The organism is Pseudomonas sp. NPDC089401 (assembly GCF_044749485.1).
Lineage (GTDB): Bacteria > Pseudomonadota > Gammaproteobacteria > Pseudomonadales > Pseudomonadaceae > Aquipseudomonas.
This window is the reverse complement of record NZ_JBIVIA010000008.1, coordinates 77,242-97,184: the sequence shown is the minus strand read 5'-3', so window position 1 is coordinate 97,184 and position 19,943 is coordinate 77,242. Positions and strand designations below refer to the sequence as shown.

At 66.3% G+C, this 19,943-nt stretch carries 14 protein-coding genes; 9 read left to right on the top strand and 5 right to left on the bottom strand.

Annotated elements, in window-relative coordinates; genetic code table 11:
- Positions 1-44: 44 nt before the first annotated feature.
- From ACIP21_RS18595 to ACIP21_RS18555, 9 genes are all read left to right on the top strand, one after another.
- Positions 45-794 (top strand): efflux RND transporter periplasmic adaptor subunit, encoded by a 750-nt coding sequence (locus tag ACIP21_RS18595; RefSeq protein ID WP_400690913.1) that lies wholly within the window; start codon positions 45-47, stop codon positions 792-794.
- On the top strand, positions 791-2,101 hold the full coding sequence (locus ACIP21_RS18590) for an efflux RND transporter periplasmic adaptor subunit (protein WP_400690414.1): 1,311 nt from the start codon (positions 791-793) through the stop codon (positions 2,099-2,101). The genes ACIP21_RS18595 and ACIP21_RS18590 overlap by 4 nt, the downstream gene beginning before the upstream one ends.
- Complete coding sequence (locus tag ACIP21_RS18585) at positions 2,101-4,194, top strand: HlyD family efflux transporter periplasmic adaptor subunit (protein WP_400690412.1); 2,094 nt, start codon at positions 2,101-2,103, stop codon at positions 4,192-4,194. The genes ACIP21_RS18590 and ACIP21_RS18585 overlap by 1 nt, the downstream gene beginning before the upstream one ends.
- 11 nt (positions 4,195-4,205) lie before the next feature.
- Positions 4,206-5,000, top strand: coding sequence for an aspartyl/asparaginyl beta-hydroxylase domain-containing protein (locus tag ACIP21_RS18580; RefSeq protein ID WP_400690409.1), 795 nt, complete (start codon positions 4,206-4,208; stop codon positions 4,998-5,000).
- Positions 4,988-5,971, top strand: a complete 984-nt coding sequence (locus ACIP21_RS18575) for a sulfotransferase family protein (protein ID WP_400690407.1) — start codon at positions 4,988-4,990, stop codon at positions 5,969-5,971. The genes ACIP21_RS18580 and ACIP21_RS18575 overlap by 13 nt, the downstream gene beginning before the upstream one ends.
- A 172-nt stretch (positions 5,972-6,143) precedes the next feature.
- Positions 6,144-6,614 (top strand): GNAT family N-acetyltransferase, encoded by a 471-nt coding sequence (locus ACIP21_RS18570; RefSeq protein WP_400690404.1) that lies wholly within the window; start codon positions 6,144-6,146, stop codon positions 6,612-6,614.
- A 57-nt stretch (positions 6,615-6,671) separates the two neighbouring features.
- Positions 6,672-7,262 (top strand): phage tail protein, encoded by a 591-nt coding sequence (locus ACIP21_RS18565; protein ID WP_400690402.1) that lies wholly within the window; start codon positions 6,672-6,674, stop codon positions 7,260-7,262.
- 136 nt (positions 7,263-7,398) lie between these two features.
- On the top strand, positions 7,399-14,781 hold the full coding sequence (locus tag ACIP21_RS18560; RefSeq protein WP_400690399.1) for an Ig-like domain-containing protein: 7,383 nt from the start codon (positions 7,399-7,401) through the stop codon (positions 14,779-14,781).
- A gap of 61 nt (positions 14,782-14,842) precedes the next feature.
- Positions 14,843-16,339, top strand: a complete 1,497-nt coding sequence (locus tag ACIP21_RS18555) for a TolC family protein (protein WP_400690397.1) — start codon at positions 14,843-14,845, stop codon at positions 16,337-16,339.
- Here ACIP21_RS18555 and cysC read toward each other — a convergent pair.
- The 5 genes from cysC to ACIP21_RS18530 form a co-directional block, all read right to left on the bottom strand.
- The gene (gene cysC, locus ACIP21_RS18550) at positions 16,323-16,889 is read right to left on the bottom strand and encodes an adenylyl-sulfate kinase (protein ID WP_400690394.1); all 567 of its coding nucleotides are present in this window, start codon (positions 16,887-16,889) and stop codon (positions 16,323-16,325) included. The two genes, ACIP21_RS18555 and cysC, sit on opposite strands and share 17 nt — an antisense overlap.
- A 285-nt stretch (positions 16,890-17,174) precedes the next feature.
- Positions 17,175-17,438 carry a DUF3077 domain-containing protein gene (locus ACIP21_RS18545; protein WP_400690392.1) on the bottom strand — a complete coding sequence of 88 codons (264 nt, stop codon included), beginning with the start codon at positions 17,436-17,438 and terminating at the stop codon, positions 17,175-17,177.
- Positions 17,439-17,467: 29 nt separating this feature from the next.
- Positions 17,468-17,710, bottom strand: coding sequence for a hypothetical protein (locus tag ACIP21_RS18540; RefSeq protein WP_400690389.1), 243 nt, complete (start codon positions 17,708-17,710; stop codon positions 17,468-17,470).
- 327 nt (positions 17,711-18,037) lie between these two features.
- The gene (locus tag ACIP21_RS18535; RefSeq protein ID WP_400690386.1) at positions 18,038-18,712 is read right to left on the bottom strand and encodes a Fic family protein; all 675 of its coding nucleotides are present in this window, start codon (positions 18,710-18,712) and stop codon (positions 18,038-18,040) included.
- Positions 18,694-19,557: a helix-turn-helix domain-containing protein gene (locus tag ACIP21_RS18530; protein WP_400690384.1), complete on the bottom strand. Its 864-nt coding sequence runs from the start codon at positions 19,555-19,557 to the stop codon at positions 18,694-18,696. The genes ACIP21_RS18535 and ACIP21_RS18530 overlap by 19 nt, the downstream gene beginning before the upstream one ends.
- Between the last annotated feature and the right edge of the window lie 386 nt (positions 19,558-19,943).

Genomic DNA, 19,943 nt, shown 5'->3' with positions numbered 1-19,943 from the left:
TGTGCAACATGTGTCGTGGGATTCGACTGGCTCTGACCTTGAGTATGTTGCACCTGCCGCTGGCCTGGGCCAGTGAGGCCCCGGGCGACCCGTTGCTGGGCACCTCCGCCACCGCCAGCGAGGCGGGCGCCGGGCACAATGCCCGGGGCGTGTTGCGGGCCCGCGACCAGGCCGTGCTGGCCAGCGAGCTGGCCGGGCGCATCGTCGAGATGCCCTACGCCGACGGCGAAGATTTCAAGAAAGGCAGCACCCTGGCCCGTTTCGACTGCTCGGCCTACCAGGCCCAGCTCAACGCCGCCCAGGCCGCCGTGCGCGCCGCCCGCGAAGAACTCAACCACAACCGCCAACTGGCCGCGCTGAAATCGGTGGGCCAGTTCGAAGTGTCGCTGGCCGACGCCAAGCAGGCCCAGGCCCAGGCCGAAGCCCAGGTGTACCAGGTGCAGGTCAAACGCTGCGTGGTCACCGCTCCGTTCGATGGCCGGGTGGTGCAGCGCCGTGCCCAGCCCCATGAAAGCGTGGCCAACGGCGCGCCGTTGATGGAGGTGGTGGACAACCGCTCGCTGGAGATCCAGCTGCTGGTGCCATCGCGCTGGCTGGCGCGGCTCAAGCCGGGGCAGGCCTTCCAGTTCACCCCCGACGAAACCGGCCAGCCGCTGGGGGCCAAGGTCAAGCGGGTAGGCGCGCGTATCGATGAAGGCAGCCAGACCTTGCTGCTGATCGGCGAGCTGCCGGAAGACGCCCGCGGCTTGCTGGCAGGCATGAGCGGCACCGCCAGCTTCCCGGAACAGCCATGACCGCCGTCGCCAGTGGCGCGGCGGAACGGGCCTTCGCGCTGTTCCTCGGCCTGGAGCGCCAGGCCCGCCAGGCTGGCAGCACCGAGCAACTGGCCTTTGCCATGGTCAACGACGGCCAGGTGCTGTTCGGCTTTCGTCATGCGGCCTTGCTGATTGCCGGCAAGGTGCGGGCGTTGACCGGGATCAGCGTGGTCGAGGCCAACGCGCCGTTCGTGGCCTTTGTCGAGCGAGCGGCCGGCAAGCTTCAGGCGGCGGGCATCGCAGGGCCGGTCAAGGTGAGCCAGCTCGACGCCCAGGCGCTCGCCGACTGGCAGGCGCTGTCCGCCGGGCAGGCATTCTGGTTGCCGTTGCTCGACCGCCAGGGCAGTGCCTTCGGTGGCCTGTGGCTGGCCCGCGAGCACGCTTTCAATGCCTCCGAGCAAGCCTTGCTGGCGCAGTTGGGCGAAGCCTACGCCCACGCCTGGCAGGCCTTGGACCCGGTGCGCCCCTGGCGTCTACGCTGGCCTCGCAAGCGTCTGCTGGCGGTGCTCGGCATGGCCTTGCTGGTGCTGCTGGTGCCGGTGCGCCAGTCGGTGCTGGCGCCGGCCGAAGTGGTGCCGCGTGGCGGCTGGGTGGTGGCGGCGCCGTTGGACGGGGTGGTCGCCGAATTCCTGGTCAAGCCCAACCAGACGGTGGCGGCCGGCGAGCTGCTGGTACGCTTCGACGCCACCACGCTCAAGGCCCAGGCCGATGTTGCCGAGCGCGCCCTGGGCGTGGCCGAGGCCGAGCACAAAGCCAGCACCCAGCGCGCCTTTTCCGATGCCGAGTCCAGCGCGCGCCTCGATTTGCTGGCGGCGCGCGTGGAGCAGAAGCGCGCCGAACTCGAGTATGCCCGGCAGTTGCTGGCGCGCAGCGAGATCCGCGCCGAGCGCGCGGGCATCGCGGTGTTCGCCGACGCCGAGCGCTGGACCGGCAAGCCGGTGCAGACCGGCGAGCGCCTGATGCAACTGGCCGACCCGGCCCAGGCCGAGCTGCGCATGGAGTTGCCGGTGGGCGATGCCATCGCCTTGCAGACAGGGGCCGAAGTGGCGCTGTTTCTCGACAGCGACCCGCTGCATCGGCACCAGGCCACGCTGGAGCGCGCCGCCTACGAGGCCCAGGCCACCGCCGCCGGGCAACTGGCCTACCGCCTGGATGCGGCCTTCAGCGACACGCCGCCACGCATCGGCCTGCGCGGTACGGCCAAGCTGTACGGCGAACGCGCGCCACTGGCCTACTACCTGCTGCGCAAGCCACTGGCAGCGCTGCGTCAAGGGTTGGGCCTGTAATGCTGCCGGCGCTGCGGGCGGACCTGCAGCTGTCGCCAGCGGCGGCTGCCTTGGACGGCGCGCCGCAATGGACCTTGGCCGACCCGTTGCGGGGCCGTTACTTCAAGCTCGGCGCCGCCGCCGTGCGCCTGCTGCGCCACTGGTCGCTGGGGGAACCGCGACAGGTGCTCGATGCCGCCAACGCCGAACCCGGGGCGCCGCTGGATGGCGAGGCCCTGCAGGACCTGCTGACGTTTCTTGGCCACCACGATCTGCTGACGGCGCAGGACCCTCGCCAGCGCCAGAGCTACGCCGACAAGGCGGCCTCCATCCGCCAGAGCCTGTGGAAAAAAGCCCTGCACCAGTACCTGTTCTTCCGCATTCCGCTGTGGCGCCCGGACGCCTTTCTCAACCGCACCTGGCCCACCCTCGAACGCCATGGCGGCTGGCTGCTGCGCATCGGCCTGCCGCTGCTGCTGGTGCTCGGCCTGTTCCTGGTGCTGCGCGACTGGTCACGCTTCATCGCCACGTTTCCTCACCTGTTCAGTTTCGCCGGCATGCTCGCCTTCGGCCTGGCCTTGGGCTTTGCCAAGCTGTGCCACGAGTTCGGCCATGCCTACATGGCCAAGCGCGCCGGCTGCCGGGTGCAGAGCATGGGCCTGGCGTTCATGGTGCTGCTGCCGATGTTCTACACCGATGTCAGTGACGCCTGGCGGGTCAGCGACCGGCGTTCGCGCCTGCTGATCGATGCCGGTGGCGTGTTCGCCGAGCTGGTGCTGGCGGTGCTGGCGCTGCTGGCCTGGTCCTTGTTGCCCGACGGGCCATTGCGCACCGCTGCCTTCATGCTGGCCAGCGCCACCTGGATCACCACCTTGCTGGTCAACCTCAACCCGTTCATGCGCTTTGACGGCTACTTCCTGGTCAGCGACCTGTGGAGCGTCGAAAACCTCCAGCAACGGGCCTTCGCCCTGTGCCGCTGGCGCCTGCGCGAGGCGCTGTTCGGCTACGGCCAACCCATGCCGGAACCCTGGCCGCCGGCCCTGCGCCGGCGCCTGCTGGTGTGGGGCTATGGCGCGTGGATCTGGCGCGCGGTGCTGTTCTTCGGCATCGCCCTGGCGGTGTATCACCTGTTCTTCAAGGTACTGGGGATCTTCCTGATGCTGGTGGAGCTGGTGTGGTTCATCGGCCTGCCGGTATACAAGGAGCTGCAGCACTGGTGGCAGCAGCGTGCCCAGGCGCGGCCCGGCAAGGCGCTGCGTGTCGCTGCCGGCCTGGCCTTGCTGCTGGCCCTGCTGGTGGTACCGTGGCGCGGCGCGGTGGAGGTGCCGACGATGCTCGAGGCATCGCGGGTCAGTGCCTTGCATGCGCCCGTGGCGGCGCGCCTGAAAAGCCTGCAGGTGCACGATGGCCAGGCGGTCGCCCAGGGCCAGTTGCTGCTGGAGCTGGAGTCGCCGGACCTGGACTCGCGCCAGGCCATCGTGCGCCGGGAAATCGAGATACTGCAGCTGCTGCTGCGCCGTCAGTCCGGGCGCAGCGCCACCGCCAGCGATGCCGGGGTGATCGAGCAGCAGCTGGCCGAGGCGGTGGCCGAATACCGCGGCCTGGCCGCCCGGCGCGAGCGCTTGCTGCTGCGCGCCCCCCGCACTGGCGTGCTGCGTGACCTGCCGGCCGAGCTGGCGCCAGGGCAGTGGCTGAACACGGCGCAGACGCTGGCCCGGGTGGTGGAGCCGGGTGTGCGCCTGCGCGGCTACCTGGCCGAGGCCGACCTGTGGCGGGTGGCGGCCGGCAGCGAAGGCCGCTTCATCGCCGACGACCCGGCCCGCCGCGCGTTGCCGGTGCGCCTGGAGCAGGTGGATGCCAACGGTGTGGCCTACCTCGATCTGCAGGCACTGGCCTCTGACCGCCACGGGCCGATTGCCGTGCGCCGGGATGCCCAGCAACGCGCCGAGCCCTTGCAGGCGCAATATGGCGTGCAACTGACGGTCCTGGGCGATGCTGGCGACGTGCTGCAGCCGCAGCGTGGCGTGGTGGTGCTGGAGGGCGCCCGCGAGTCGCTGCTCGGCGCGGCCTGGCGCCGGCTGGCCGCGTTGGGCGTGCGCGAGAGTGGTTTCTAGGGGGAGCAAGCATGTCCGAACTTCCGCGTTGTGCCCGCCTGGCGTTGCCCGTCGACCTGGCCGCGCTGTTGCAAGCCTTGCAGCGCGTGGCGGGCGATGCCTGGCAGGCGCACTTCAACAGCGCCTACCACCAGGGTGACTGGAGTGGCGTGGCGCTGGTCAGTGCCGAGGACGCCGTGGTACCGCTCGCGCCTGGCCAAGGTCCGCCAACGCTGCAGGCTTGGTGGCAGGGCGAAACGGCCTGGCAGGCCGTGCTGGCGCCGTTTCGTACGACGCTGCGCGCCGCGCGCCTGCTGCGCCTGGGGGAGGGCGCACGGATCCACGAGCACCGCGATCCGGACCTGGGCCGCCCCGGGGGCTGTGTACGCCTGCATCTGCCGCTGCTGAGCCCGCCGGGCGTTGAGTTTCTGGTCGATGGCCTGCAGGTACCCATGCAGCCCGGAGAATGCTGGTTCCTCGATCTGTCGCGGCCGCACCGGGTCAGCAACCCAGGGCCTGGCGAACGTATTCACCTGGTGCTCGATTGCCTGCCCGATGCCTGGCTGCGGGCCCTGATCGAACAGGGGCGGGCGCAGACTCCAGCCTTGCAGCCGGGCCGGGCAGGGCGGGCGTTCGAACAGTTCCGTCAGCGGGTAACGCAGGATCCGGCCCTGGCAGCGCGCCTGCAGGCGCTGACCGATCCGCGTGCCTTCGTGGCCGAAGCCGTTACCCTGGGCGCCGCCCTGGGCCTGGCCTTTACCGATGCCGAAGTGCATGGCGCGATGCGCCAGGGCAAACAGGCCTGGAGCGATCAATGGCGAGTCTGAACACCTCGGGCGATTTCCAGGGCTGGCTGCCGATCCGCCTGTGGCGCCGCGACGGTGAGTGGCGCCTGGACTGGTGCTGGTTCGGCGCGGCACACCTGGCCCGGCCGTTCTTCCGTGACGATGTCGACCAGGCCCTGCGCCTGCCCTTCAACCAGGCCCTGCGCCGCGACACCGACCTCCAGGCCCTGCTCGACTGGCAGGCCCGCAGCCCGGGCCTGGCACCCACGGCATTGCTGTTCCACGCCTCGCGCTGTGGCTCGACCTTGATCGCCCAATTGCTGGCGAGCCAGGCGCGCAACATCGTGCTGTCCGAGCCGCCACCGCTGGACAACCTGCTGCGTGCGCCCTTGCAGGACCCGCAGGCCAAGGCCTGGCAGGCCGATGCCGTGCACGCGCTGCTCTCGGCCTACGGCCAGCAGCGCCACGGCGCCGAGCGGCAGCTGATGGTCAAGCTCGATGCCTGGAACGTGTTCGAGGCGCCCTTGCTGGCCGAGCTTTACCCTCGGGTTCCGCGCATTTTCCTCTACCGTGACCCGCTGGAAATCGTCGTCTCGCAACTGCGCCAGGCCGGCATGCATCGGGTCCCGGGCCTGCTCGGGCCCTCGGCGCTGGATACCGTGCTGGCGGCTGACGAGGCCATGGACACCGTGCAGTACACCTGCCGCCTGATCGGGGAGATTCTCAAGGCAGGCCTGGTGTTGTGCCGCGAGCATGGCGGCATCGCCGTCAACTACAGCGAGTTGCCCGATGCCCTGTGGGGGCGCCTGGCCACCGTATTGGGCGTGACACCCGGCGATGCCCCGGCATTGCGTGACGTGGCCGCGTTCGATGCCAAGCAACCGGCCATGACCTTCAGTTGCGACAGCCAGCGCAAGCGCCATGAAGCCAGCGATGCCGTGCGTGACGGTGTGCTCCAATGGGCACTGGAACCCTATAAAGCCTTGGAATCCATACGCTTGCGAAACGCCTGAGAGGTGGTGTCAAAACACCTCGAACAGGCGTTTCAGAAAAGATTGAAATTTCCTGCGGCAGTGGTGGCGATATGCCTTGTTGTACGACTACGCTCAACGCCATCGTGTAGAACAATCCACTTGGATGTGCGCCCCTCACCATGGGGTAACTACAGCAGGGAAGTGTGAGCGAATGTCGACCCCCGAGGTGCTTCTTCGTCCCGTCGTGGACGCCGACCAGGCGTTCCTGCGTGCCTTGTACGGCACCACCCGGGCTGCCGAAATGTCCATGACGCAGTGGGCGCCGGCGCTGGTCGAGACCTTTCTCGACCAGCAATGCCAGGCCCAGCACAGCCAGTATCAGGCGCACTTTCCCGACGCCTGCTTTTCCATCATCGAAACCGCCAGCGAGCGCATCGGCCGTGCCTACCTGCACTGGTCCGACAATCACCTGCACATCATCGACATGGCCTTGCTGCCGGCCTGGCAAGGCCAGGGCATCGGCACCCGGCTGCTGCGCCAGTGGCTGGCGCAGGCCGACCGACAGGGCCTGAGCGCCGAGTTGCACGTGACCGCCCACAACCCCGCCTTGCGCCTGTACAAGCGCAGCGGCTTCGAAGTGGTCGACGACAAAGGCCTGTACCTGAAGATGCACCGTTACTGAACTCATTTTTCGCAGGCCATCCGGCCTGCCCGGCAGGTAGTCAAAGGAGAGCAGCAAATGAGTGAACCATACCTCGGTGAGATCAAGATGTTCGCGGGCAACTTCGCCCCACGTGGCTGGGCCTTCTGCCAGGGGCAGATCTTGAGCATTGCGCAGAACTCCGCGCTGTTCGCCATTCTGGGCGTCACCTATGGCGGTAATGGCACCACCACGTTCGCCCTGCCGGATCTGCGCGGCCGCGCGCCGGTCGGCCAGGGCACCGGCCCGGGCCTGCCGACCGTGGAACTGGGGCAGGCGGCCGGCAACAACCAGGTCACGCTGCTGCAATCGAACGTGCCCATGCAAGCGGTCATGGTGCCGGCCCAGACCGTTGCGGTGTCGATCCCGGCGGTGGAAGGCAGCGCCAATGCGCCGGGGCCTTCGACTGCAAGCGTTCTCGCCCAGTCGTTCGACAAGTCGGGAAGCGGTGCGGCACCGGATATCTATTCCACCGATCAGGCCACTACCAGCCTGAAGCCGTTCAACGTCACCGTGCCCCAGGCCACGTTCAACGTCGGCGGCAGTTCCCAGCCGTTTTCCGTGCAGAACCCATACCTGGGCACCAACTTCATCATTGCCCTGGAGGGCATCTTCCCTAGCCGCAACTGAGGCCAGGGCCAGCTGGAGCAGTTCATCGCGGGGGGCAAGTCGGCTCCCCGCGGTGCGTTCAGGACTTACGACAAGGACGCGCCGCCGCCAGGCGCAGTTGCAGGATCAACCAGCCCCGGGGCTGAACGAGGTCGACATGGCGTTCTGGAAACGAGACAAGAACAACGTGAAGCCCAGCGTTTCCGTTAGCCGACCCAGCCTGATCCAGGCCCTGGAACCGCGGATGATGTTCGACGCCTCGGTGGCCGTTGTCGCCGACCAGGCGGCCCAGGCGGCAGAAGCGGCGGCGGCTGCCACCGCCACCGGCAAGGACAGCGCCACGGCCAGCGACAGCGCCGGCACCCAGGACAGCGCCAGCCACGACAGCGCGCAGGATGTCGCACCGGCCACGGCGCCGGCGACCACGGCCTCGGGCAGCCACGAAGTGGTGTTCATCGATTCCGCCGTCAGCGACTACCAGAAGCTCATCGCCGGCCTCCCGGCAGGCGTCGAGGTGGTGGTGCTGGAGAACGGTAAGGACGGCTTCAAGCAGATCGCCGATTACCTGGAGGGCCGCAATGACGTGACCTCCATCGATATCATCAGCCACGGTGACAGCGGCTACGTGTACCTGGCCGGCAATGCCATCTGGGCCAACCAGCTGGCCAGCCACGCCGCCGACCTGGCGCGCATCGGCGCCAGCCTGGCGGAGGGCGGCGACATCCGCTTCTTCGCCTGCAGCACCGGGGCCGGCAGCGACGGGCAGTTGTTCGTCGACGAAGTGGCGCGGCTCAGCGGCGCCGACGTCGGCGCTTCCTCGGATGCCACCGGCAACCGGGCGGGCGAGGACTGGGACCTGGAGACCGTGTCCGGCCTGGTCGCCAGCGGCACGGGCGTGCAGCGCGGTGACCTGTCGGGGTTCAACACCTCGCTGGCGACCATCACCGTCACCGACAGCGATGCCTCCTCGGTGTCGGTCAATGGCCTGGTGTCGCTCGCCGAGGCGATCCAGGCCGCCAACACCGACAGCTCGGTGGACGGCTCGGCCGCCGGCAGCGGCAGCGACGTCATCGTCTTCCACCAGTCGCTCAAGGGCCAGACCATCTACTGGTCGACGTCCGCGGCGCTGCTGGTCACCAGCGACATCACCATCAATGGCGACGTGGATGGCGACGGCCAGGGCGACATCATCCTCAGCGGCGACGTCAACCGCAACGGCAGCCGTGATGCTACCGAGTCTTCGGGGCTGCAGAGCAACCCGGGCGGTGTGCTGACTGTGAAGAACCTCGATTTCCGCTTCTTTTCCAGCAACGTGACCGGGGGGGCGATCCGCGCCAACGGCGGTTCGATCACCATCGAGGACTCGAACTTCCAGAACAACTCCGGCACGGTGATCAACTCCGGTACGGCTACCGGCTCCGCGGTGACCGTACGCAACACCACCATCCACGACAACGACGCCAGCATCGTCGGCGCCACGGGCATGTCGTCGCTGGTGCGCCTGGTCGGAGCCAACAATCATCTCCTGGAGAACGTCGCGATCTACAACAACACCGGGACGCTAAGTTTTACCTCGACGGTGGCGGGGGGCTCGGTCATCGTGGTGGGCAACACCGGTGGCACGGTGCGCATCATCAACAGCACCATCGCCAACAACACCTTCACCGCCAACGCCGGTACCATCAACTCGGCCGGCCTGGGCTGGGCAGTCGGCCAGGCCGGCACGGTGACCGTGCAGAACAGTATCCTCACCGGCAATACCGTCAATGGCGCTGCGGCCGATGCCGCCACCAACGGCGGCACCGGGAGCGGTTTCACCAGCATCACCAACCTGATCGGCACCACGGTCAATTTCGTCAACGCCGCTGGCGGCGATTATCGGCTGGCCGCCACCGCCACCAATGCCATCGACCAGGGCACCAGCTCGGGCGCCCCCGCTACCGACCTGCGCGGCTTCGATCGCCCGCGCGGCGGGGGTGTGGACATCGGTGCCTACGAGGTGCTGTACGTGGCCCCGCCGGTGGTCGACCTGGACACCGGCACCGGTGGCAACGACAGCAGCGTCAACTTCAGCGGCACGCCGGTGGCGATCGTGCCGAACATCTCGCTCACCCAGACCGACGGCGATACCCAGGTCAGCGGCGCCACCCTGAGCCTGGGCGGTGTGCTCAACGGCGCCAACGAAACCCTGTCGCTGAGCGCCGCGCAGATCGCCACGGCGGCCACCTACGGCATCACCGTGAGCGGTTCGGGCAGCACTGTCCTGACCCTCAGCGGTGTCGCCACCCTGGCCCAGTACCGGGCGATCCTTGCCTCGGTGGCCTATGGCAACAGCGCCAGTGCCTACACCACCGGCACCCGCAGCGTGACCGTCAGCGTCAACGACGACATGGGCAGCACCAGCCGTACCGCGTCGGTGGTGGTACTGCCACAGAACAGCGTGCCGGTGATCGCCAACCTCAACGGCGACAGCGTCGCCTACACCCAGGGCAGCGGCGCGGTGCTGATCGACGCGGGCGGCAACGCCACCATCACCGACAGTGACTCGGCCGACTTCGCCGGGGGCAACCTGACGGCTTCGGTCAGCGCCAATGGCGTTGGCAGCGAAGACGTGCTGGGCATCCGCAACCAGGGCACCGGCGCCGGGCAGATCAGCGTCAGTGGCAGCACGGTCAGTTATGGCGGCGTGGCCATCGGCACCGTGGCCGGTGGCAGCGGCGGCGCCAACCTGGTGGTGACCTTCAACGCCAACGCCACGGCAGCGGCGGTGCAGGCGCTGGTGCGCAACCTCACCTACGACAATGGCAACGCCGGCAATGGCATCGGCCAGGCTACCCGCGCGGTCGCGGTCACCGTCAACGATGGCGACGGTGGTACTTCCAGTGCGGCCACGGTGACGGTGAGCGTCCGCGAGACGGTGCCGCCGACCGCCACCATCAGCCTCAGCGACAGCGCGCTGAAGATCGGCGAAACCAGCCTGGTGACCATCACCTTCAGCGAGCCGGTGACCGGCTTCGACAATACCGACCTGACCATCAGCAACGGCACCCTGAGCGCCGTCACCAGCGCCGACGGTGGCAAGACCTGGACCGCCACCTTCACCCCCACCAGCAGTATCACGGCCGCCAGCAACGTGATCAGCCTCAACAATGCCGGTGTCACCGACCTGGCGGGCAACGCCGGCAGCGGGGTCACCCAGTCGTTCAACTACAGCATCGACACCCAGCGCCCGACCGCGACCATCGTCGTTGCCGACACCTTCTTGCGGGTTGGTGAAACCAGCCTGGTGACCTTCACCTTCAGCGAGGCGGTGATGGGGTTCACGGCTGCCGACCTGACCATCGCCAACGGCACCTTGAGCGGGCTGGCCAGCGCTGACGGCGGCATCACCTGGACCGCCACCTTCACGCCCACCAGCAACCTCACCGACACCACCAACCTGATCACCCTGGACAACAGCGGGGTGAGCGACCTGGCCGGCAACGCCGGCAGCGGTACCACCAGCTCCAACAACTACGCCATCGATACCCAGCGCCCGACCGCCACCATCGTGGTTGCCGACAGTGCCTTGAGCATCGGTGAAACCAGCCTGGTGACCATCACCTTCAGCGAAGCGGTCAGCGGCTTCAGCAACGCCGACCTGACCATCGCCAACGGCACCCTGAGCGCGGTGAGCAGCAGCGATGGCGGCATCACCTGGACCGCCACCTTCACCCCCACCAGCAACATCACCGACGCCAGCAACCTGATCACCCTGGACAACAGCGGTGTGACCGACCAGGCCGGCAACGCCGGCAGCGGCACCACCGATTCCAACAACTACGCCATCGACACCCAGCGCCCGACCGCCACCATCGTGGTCGCCAACAGCAGCCTGGCCATTGGTCAAACCAGCCTGGTGACCATCACCTTCAGCGAGGCGGTGACCGGTTTCAGCACTGCCGACCTGACCATTGCCAACGGCACCCTGAGCGCGGTGAGCAGCAGCGATGGCGGCATCACCTGGACCGCCACCCTGACCCCGACCAGCGGCATCACCGACACCAGCAACGTGATCACCCTCGACAACAGCGGCGTGACCGACCAGGCCGGCAACGCCGGCAGCGGCACGACCCTATCGAACAACTACGTGATCGACTCGCAGCGCCCCACCGCGACCCTGGTGCTGGCCGACAGCGTGGTGCGTGCCGGCCAGACCACCCAGCTGACCATCACCTTCAGCGAAGCGGTGACCGGCTTCACCCTGGCCGACCTGAACGCCCAGAACGGCATCCTGAGCAGCCTTTCGAGCAGCGACGGCGGCATCACCTGGACGGCCACCTTCACCCCGACCCTCGGCGTTCAGGACGCCACCAACGTCATCACCCTGGCCAACACCGGCATCGCCGACCTGGCCGGCAACAGTGGCGTCGGCACCACCCAGTCGGCCAACTATGGGGTCGATACCCTGGTGCCGACGGCCACCATCGTGGTCGCCGACACGGCGCTGGCGGTGGGCGAAACCAGCATCGTGACCATCACCTTCAGCGAGGCGGTCAGCGGCTTCGACCTGAGTGACCTGAGCGTGGCCAACGGCAGCCTGAGCGGGCTGGCGAGCGCCGATGGCGGCATCACCTGGACGGCCCTGCTCACCCCGACCGGCAACCTTCAGGACGCCAGCAACGTCATCACCCTCGACAACACCGGGGTGGTGGGCAGTGCCAGCGGCAACACTGGCGTCGGCACCACCGTGTCGAACAACTACGCCATCGACACCCAGCGCCCCACTGCTACCATCGTGGTGGCCGACAGCAGCCTGGCGATCGGTGAAACCAGCCTGGTGACCATCACCTTCAGCGAGGCGGTGACCGGCTTCAGCTATGCCGACCTGTCCATTGCCAACGGAACCCTGAGCGGGCTGGCGAGCGTCGACGGTGGCATCACCTGGACTGCCACCCTGACCCCGACCAGTGGCATCACCGACACCAGCAACTTCATCGTGCTCGACACCAGCAGCGTGATCGACCAGGCCGGCAACGCCGGCAGCGGCATCACCCTCTCCAACAACTATGCGATCGACTCGCAACGCCCCACCGCAACCCTGGTGCTGGCCGACAGCGTGGTGCGCGCCGGCCAGACCACCCAGCTGACCATCACCTTCAGCGAAGCGGTGACCGGCTTCACCCTGGCCGACCTGAGCGCCGAGAACGGCACGTTGAGCAACCTGTCGAGCAGCGATGGCGGCATCACCTGGACGGCCACCTTCACCCCGAGCGCCAGCATTCAGGACGCCACCAACGTCATCACCCTGGCCAATACCGGCATCGCCGACCTGGCCGGCAACAGCGGCCTCGGTACCACCCAGTCGGCCAACTACGGGGTCAGCACCCTGGTGCCGACGGCCACCGTGGTGGTCGCCGACACTGCGTTGGCGGTGGGCGAAACCAGCCTGGTGACCATTACCTTCAGCGAGGCGGTCAGTGGCTTCGACCTGGCTGACCTGAGCGTGGCCAACGGCAGCCTGAGCGGGTTGGCGAGCGCCGACGGTGGCATCACCTGGACCGCAACGCTGACCCCAGGCAGCAACATCGAGGACACCAGCAACCTGATCAGCCTGAACAACGCCGGCGTGGTCGGCGTGGTGTCGGGCAACGCCGGCACCGGCACCACCGACTCCAACAACTACGCCATCGATACCCTGCCGCCCAGCGTGAGCAGCGTCGGTGTGCCGGTCGGCGGGGTGACCTACAACGCCGGCGATGCCCTGGTGTTCGTGGTCAACGCCAGCGAGGCAGTGGCGATCAACGGCGCACCGCGGCTGGCGCTGGACGTGGGCGGGCGCACGGTGTTCGCCGAACTGATCGCAGGTGCCGGCACGCCGACCCTGGTGTTCCAGTACATCGTCCAGGCCGGCGACAACGACAGCGACGGCATCAGCGTGACCGGCCTTGCGGCCAACTGCGCGACCCTGAGCGATGCCCAGGGCAATGCCATGAACCTGACCTTGAATGGCATCGCCGATACCAGCCAGGTACTGGTCGACACCCAGGCGCCCACGGTGCTCGGTATCGTCAGCGTCGACCCGTCGCCAAGCAATGCCCAGAGCGTGCGCTTCACCGTGACCTTCAGCGAACGGGTCAACGGCGTGGACCTGACCGACTTCAGCCTGGTGAGCACCGGCACGGCGGCAGGTGTGATCAGTGGCATGCGCCTGCTTGGCAATGGCGTGTACGAGGTCACCATCAGCGGCGTGACCGGCAACGGCACCTTGGGCCTGAACCTCAACGCCAGCGGCACTGGGATCAGCGACGTAGCCGGCAATCTGCTCAGTGGCGGCCTCACCGGTGCGGTGTACAGCATCGATCACGATGCGCCGACGGTCGGCAGCGTCAGCGTGCCGGTCGGAGTGGCCTACAACGCCGGTGACACCCTGACCTACGTGGTCAACACCAGCGAAGCGGTGATCGTCGACGGCGTGCCCAAGCTGGCGCTGGACATTGGCGGGCGCACGGTGTTCGCCGATTTCGTTGCGGGCTCCGGCACCCCGACGCTGGTGTTCCAGTACCGTATCCAGGCCGGCGACAACGACGCCGATGGCGTCCAGGTGCTGGGCCTGACGGCCAATGGTGCGAGCTTGCACGATGCCGCCGGCAATGCCTTGAACCCGGGCCTCAACGCCGTTGGCGACAGCAGCACGGTGATCGTCGATACCCAACTGCCGGTCGTCGAGGCGATCACCCCGTCAGCGGTCACCGGCAGCGGCAACCAGAGCTTCACCGTGACCTTCAGCGAGGCAGTGCGCGGTGTCGACCTCGGCGATTTCCAACTGGTGGGCACGGGCAACGCCAGCGGTACCTTGCAGTCGCTGGTGCAAGTCGACAGCCGTACCTGGCAGGTGAATGTCGTCGGGGTGGCCGGCAGCGGCAGCCTGGCGCTGGCCTTGAAAAGCACGGGTACCGGCATCAGCGATGCGGCTGGCAACACGCTGGAAGGGGGCTTCACCGGCCAGGGCCTGGCCTTGCAGTCCAGCGATGGCGACCCGCAGTTCCGCGCCTACCCGGCGCCGCCAGCGGGCCTGTCCGGCCAGCCGACAACAGTGCAGGTGGCGAGCGCGCCACCGTTCAGCGCGTACCAGTCGCCACTGCTGCCGCCACCGCTGTTCGACATGCCGAGCCCCGGCGGCGGGCTGCCGCCATTGGGCAGCATCTTCATTCGCGACGGCGCACTGGCGCCCAGTTACCTGGCCCAGGTGTTCGCCGGGCAGCAGGGCGGCTTTGGCCTGGGCAATGGTTCCGCAGCCGGGTTCCTCGGTTTTGGTGGCGGCGATGCCAACGTGTTCGGTGCCAGCAGCCTTTCCAACGTGTTCGACAAGACGCTGCCGGAGGACGGTGGCCAATACGAAATGAGCGGCGGCAAGCCGTTCCGCCAGGGCGGCGAGAAACTGACCGGCGCGCCGACTCTTGGCCAGCAGTTGCAGGCCTTCAGGGAGGGCGAGCAGCGCCAGGTCAGGGACCTGGCGCTGGCCCTGGGGCAGATCGTGGCACCCGTGCCCGAGGCATGAGCCGGAGCAGGGCCAATCACTACATGACCGACACCAGAAGGTCGTACCAAGGGGCGGTGGGATGAGCAGAGCATCAAGGATTTTTGCGATCAGCGTGTTGGCACTGGCGGTGACCGGTTGCGCGGTCAAGACCCAGCCGATCGACCGCAGCGTCAGCGAACAGCGCGCACGGGCCGACCTGGCCAGCATGTTCAAGGGCCAGGAGGCGCTGCACGGGCCATTGACCCTGCACCAGGCCATGGCCCGGGCGGTGAAGTACAACCTGGAGGCGCGCCTGAAGGTGATGGAGGAAGCCCTGGCCCAGCGCCAGGTCGACCTGGCCACCTTCGACATGCTGCCGCGCATGGCCATGTCCGCCGGCTACGCCGGGCGCAGCAACGTCAGCGCCGCCAGCAGCCGCAGCGTGCTGACCAACACCCAGTCGCTGGAACCGTCGACCTCCCAGGACCGCGACCGCGATGTCGCCGACCTGACCATGGTGTGGAACGTGCTGGACTTCGGTGTCAGCTATGTCAGCGCCAAGCAGCAGGGCGACCAGCGCCTGATCGTCCAGGAACGCCGACGCAAGGTGGTGCAGACCATCATCCAGGACGTGCGCTCGGCCTACTGGCGCGCGGTGGCCGCCGAACGCCTGCTCAAGCAGATCGACACCCTGATGGCCCGCGTCGACCAGGCCCGCGGCAACAGCCAGCGCATGGGCGAGCAACGCCTCGGCGACCAGATCGACACGCTCAACTACCAGCGCTCGCTGATCGAGGCCACCCGCCAGCTGGAAGAGCAGCGCCGCGCCCTGTCGCTGGCCAAGACCGAGCTTGGCGCGCTGATCAACCTGCCGCCGGGCACCGAGCTGAGCCTGGCCAGCAACGACGACTACAGCGTGCCGGAACTCAAGGTCGGCCTCGACAGCCTGGAGCAGCAGGCCCTGGCCTCGCGCCCGGAGCTGCGCGAGCAGGACTACCAGGCCCGCATCAGCGCCGCCGAAGTGCGCAAGGCGATGTTGCGCATGCTGCCGGGGCTGGAGTTCTCCGCGGGCGGGCACTACGACAGCAACAGTTTCCTGACCAACCAGAGCTGGGCCGACTACGGCGTGAAAGTGACCTGGAACCTGTTCAACGTGCTCTCGGGGCCTGCCTCGATCGACGTGGCGAAGGCCGGCGAGCAGGTGGTCGAGGCGCGGCGCCAGGCGATGTCGATGGCCATTCTGGCGCAGTTGTACGTGGCCAACGCCAACTACAGCGAGGCGCGGCGCCAGTTCACCACCAGCCAGCAATTGGTGGCGCTGGACCAGCAGATCGTCGAGCAACTGCGCAACCGCCACCAGGCCCAGGGCATTGGCGAGCTTGAGTTGATCCAGGGGGAATTGAACGCCCTGCAGGCCGACCTGCGACGCGACTTGGCCTACGCCGAACTGCGCAACAGCTACGGGCAGGTGTTCGCCAGTGCCGGGCTCGACCCGCTGCCGAGTACCTTGCCGTCCAGTGAGCTGGGGGATATTGCCCAGGCGTTGAGCAACAGCGAGGCGCGCTGGCAGCGGGGGGATATCACGCCGGGGTCTTGAGGCGGATGACCTGCTGCAGGGCGTACGCCAGCAGCAGGTCCAGCGAGGCCTGTAGCGAGGTGGTGGCGGTATTCACTACCAGGTCGGGTTGCTCCGGCGCCTCGTAGGGCGCATCGATGCCGGTGAACGCCTTCAGCTCGCCGGCCCGCGCCCGACGGTACAGCCCCTTGGGGTCGCGGGCTTCGCAGGTGGCCAGGTCGGCTTTGACATGGATTTCGTGGAAGGCGCCCTTGCAGGCCCGGCGCGCGGCTGCGCGGTCGGCGCGGTAGGGCGAGATCAGCGCGGCGATGCAGATCAGCCCGGCGTCGGCGAACAGCGCTGCGACCTCGCCGGTGCGGCGGATGTTTTCGTGGCGGTCGGCGGGGGAGAAGCCCAGGTCGGCGTTCAGGCCGCTGCGCAGGGTGTCGCCATCCAGCACGTAGCAGGCATGGCCGCGTTGCCCGAGGCGGGTTGCCAGGGCTTGGGCCAGGGAGGATTTGCCGGAGCCGGAGAGGCCGGTGAGCCAGATGACTGCGCCGTGTTGTTGCTGTTCGCATCCTGCGTTGTGCACGTCGGACTCTCCGGGCTGAAAGGGCGAGTTTAGTGCGGGTTGGTCAGGCTTTCGAGTGCTTGACCGTAGCTGTGATGTACAACTTCAAAAGCGGTTGCGATCCCCGTGACAACGCGGACATTGTAGGAGCGGCCTTGTGTCGCGAAAGGGCTGCGCAGCAGCCCCGGCAATTGTGAGTCAGACTCAAGATCCTGGGGCCGCGCTGCGGCCCTTTCGCGACACAAGGCCGCTCCTACAAAGGTTCAGTTCTATGCGCGACAGCGCAAGCACGGGGGGCGTTTGTCTTCAGTGCGTCATGCCCATTTCGGCATCATCCAGCAGGGCCTTGGCCAAGGCACTCAAGTAGTACGAGGCCCAGACCAACTGGGGATTCTCGTCCAACAGGCCAGAGAGCGTCAGGTCCCGAACATAGCCCATCAGTTCCGATGCTTGTTCCCGAGCGTACTGGCACGGGATGCCAGGCTCGATACAGAACAGGGGTTGGGTCTGGTGTTCACCTTGGAAGAACCTGGTTTTGCCGACCGTGGTTTTCGTCTCGTCTTTGGTCATTGTTCAATCTCCCTGAAATCGCTCATGCCTCAGTGCAACGTGCGTGGATCCTTTGGCATCTGCAGTTGGATCAATGCGTGTTCAAGCAAGGTCCGTAGCGCTTCCATCTCATGCACCGAGGTCATCATCAGGATGGATGCTGGGGATTTGGGCTGCAGCAGCAAGGCCTGGTGGGCGACGGTGGCGGCACAGAGTGCGTAGTCTGTGGCTTGGATGAGGGTGTCTTCGAGGGAAGAAGAGAGGAGGGGTGGGTCGGGGACGATCTTTTTCATACAGGCACCATATGTTGAGTGCCACCCATCCGTTTCCACACATTTGGGCGACAGCTGTACACGGGGTGGAAATCCAGGCATATGGCAAACCCGGTAGGCCCGAAGGCCTCCCGCGTACAGCTGTCATGACGACAGTCACCATAATTTGTTCCCGGGTTTCCACACCCGGTCGCTGAACCATCAGCGACATGGACAGCCTAGAGGGCTGGGTTTCCAGGAACAATCAGACGCGTGTCGACAGGGGGTGTAGGATATTTCCCGAGGAAGCGTATCGCTAGCGCTGTCTTGTAGGAAGTTTCTTAAGATCGTGCGGGATTTGGTGAGGCCCTATAAGGCTCGGTCGCCTGAGGCGCATCGCTCGGCCCTTAGTGCCTGGCCGGCTGGGGTCAGGCGATAGCGTTGCTTGCTGCTATTGGCTTTGTCTGGAATGGTCATCTCAACCACTCCAAGCGCCAGCAGAGGGGCCAAAACCTGCTCACGGAACTTGCTGCGGTTGCTGCGCCCCACGAAGGTCATCAGCTCGGGCGTGGCGTGGTCGCCTGTCATTCGGCACAACAATGTAATTTGCTCGTGCTGCAGGAACAGGTGTGTCTTGGGATGTTGCTCTTGGGCTACCGACTCAAGCCCAACTTGGTCCCTACTTAGTCCCGACTTGGTCCCTACTTGGTCCCTGCTTGGTCCCGAAAGAGGCCCTTTTTCAACGTTGCGCTGAATCACAACTTTGAACTGGTTACTCTGCCGGTCGTCTTCCAGCGTGATCATTGGCCAGGCGTCGATCGCGCGTGGGATGCCGGTGCCTAAACCACGGTAGGGCAAGATATGCACCGCATGAGAGGTGAGCGTCGGATTGCGACGGTTGGACAGGCCGAAGCGAATTTTCTCGGTATCGAGCACGTCAGGCAGATGTCCGGGGCTGATGAGTTCGATGCGGTCGGAGAAGATCATGATCCGAATGGAAGCGCTGACAAAATAGTCACGGTGGATCAAGGCATTGACCAGCAACTCTTCAAACACCTCCTCGGGAACTTCCAACTGGCCGAGAGTATTGAAGCCCTGCTGACGCTGTACATGACGCAAGTTGCGCTTAATAAGGCTAAGCTGCGCCGGTACTGCTCCAGCAAGTTGCCGTCAATGTCCTCGCTGTCTAGGTAGTGGCGGTCATGCAGCACCGTGCCTGGAAACGCCACAGCCTTGATATCGAATGCAGGGCACAAACGTTGTGGTGCCTGGCCGAACAGCAGCAAACCGGCCAAATTGGGTGTGTCGCCGCTGGCAAGGGCAAGATTTTCAAGAATGCGGGCCGTATCCAGCCCTGTCTGCTCGGGGCTTTGCCGAAAGCGTCTCTGGAAGTAGTCGCCAAGTGCCTTGGCGTCGATATCTGCCACGCTGCTGCCCACGACCGGTACCGCATCTGCGTACACCAGCCCAGTCTGCTGGAACAAGCGCTGCAGCTCCTCACGCGCCGTAACTCGACGCTTGTCGGCGCCACTCTTCACCCAGATGCGGCCATGATTATCGACGTAGGGCTTATTCAGCCCCTGTTCGACGGATACCACCATGACCAGCCCGTGTTCGGTCTGAAAGTTGTTGGACAGTGGATTGATCGCCGGGCGGACATTCTGCGATGCCGCATTAGAAAGTAACTGATTGAGCCGTGCTACGTCGGCGCCACTCAAACCACTACCCACGCCGGAGTCGTCCACGCCAATCAGCAGATAGCCACCGGATGTATTGGCGAACGCCACCAATTCGGCTGCCAACGCATCGATATTGCTGAAATCGCGCTTGAACTGGTGGCGACTGTCCTCGCCACGTGCAAGGATCTGATGGAGCTCGGCGAAGGTCATTAAGCGGCCTCTAGGTATCGCTGTGAGAGGTTTGTATCGCTACTGCATTATTCCTCATAGAGGAAGATGCTGGCCAATCCAGCAATTGTCTTGCTCAACTTTCCCAAAACTGCCTCAGCCCGCGTAGAAGAAGGCTTGTCCTGTGAACACGGGCAAAGCCCATGCCATGCAGCGAGTTGACATCGCGTGGGCAGCAACCTGGGCAGCCTAGCGGGTTGGGCTTTCAGAAGCCTATGCACTCGCTATCGTCGTGACACCTCAAGATGGGTCGCCCATCGAGACTAGAGCGCTGGGGAAACGGCCGCAACGAAAACGGGGGCTGAGGAACAATTTGGGAAATGGACTACAAGAAAGGTACTGAATCTGAATTTTCGGTGTGCAGGGAG

What these genes read in the sequence shown, in the direction of transcription:
- ACIP21_RS18565 (WP_400690402.1), top strand. Translation starts at nt 6,672, where the DNA reads ATGAGTGAACCATACCTCGGTGAGATCAAGATGTTCGCGGGCAACTTC.
- ACIP21_RS18555 (WP_400690397.1), top strand. Translation starts at nt 14,843, where the DNA reads ATGAGCAGAGCATCAAGGATTTTTGCGATCAGCGTGTTGGCACTGGCG.
- ACIP21_RS18570 (WP_400690404.1), top strand. Translation starts at nt 6,144, where the DNA reads ATGTCGACCCCCGAGGTGCTTCTTCGTCCCGTCGTGGACGCCGACCAG.
- ACIP21_RS18530 (WP_400690384.1), bottom strand. Translation starts at nt 19,557, where the DNA reads ATGACCTTCGCCGAGCTCCATCAGATCCTTGCACGTGGCGAGGACAGT.
- ACIP21_RS18575 (WP_400690407.1), top strand. Translation starts at nt 4,988, where the DNA reads ATGGCGAGTCTGAACACCTCGGGCGATTTCCAGGGCTGGCTGCCGATC.
- ACIP21_RS18540 (WP_400690389.1), bottom strand. Translation starts at nt 17,710, where the DNA reads ATGAAAAAGATCGTCCCCGACCCACCCCTCCTCTCTTCTTCCCTCGAA.
- ACIP21_RS18545 (WP_400690392.1), bottom strand. Translation starts at nt 17,438, where the DNA reads ATGACCAAAGACGAGACGAAAACCACGGTCGGCAAAACCAGGTTCTTC.
- ACIP21_RS18590 (WP_400690414.1), top strand. Translation starts at nt 791, where the DNA reads ATGACCGCCGTCGCCAGTGGCGCGGCGGAACGGGCCTTCGCGCTGTTC.
- ACIP21_RS18580 (WP_400690409.1), top strand. Translation starts at nt 4,206, where the DNA reads ATGTCCGAACTTCCGCGTTGTGCCCGCCTGGCGTTGCCCGTCGACCTG.
- ACIP21_RS18595 (WP_400690913.1), top strand. Translation starts at nt 45, where the DNA reads ATGTTGCACCTGCCGCTGGCCTGGGCCAGTGAGGCCCCGGGCGACCCG.
- ACIP21_RS18560 (WP_400690399.1), top strand. Translation starts at nt 7,399, where the DNA reads ATGGCGTTCTGGAAACGAGACAAGAACAACGTGAAGCCCAGCGTTTCC.
- ACIP21_RS18585 (WP_400690412.1), top strand. Translation starts at nt 2,101, where the DNA reads ATGCTGCCGGCGCTGCGGGCGGACCTGCAGCTGTCGCCAGCGGCGGCT.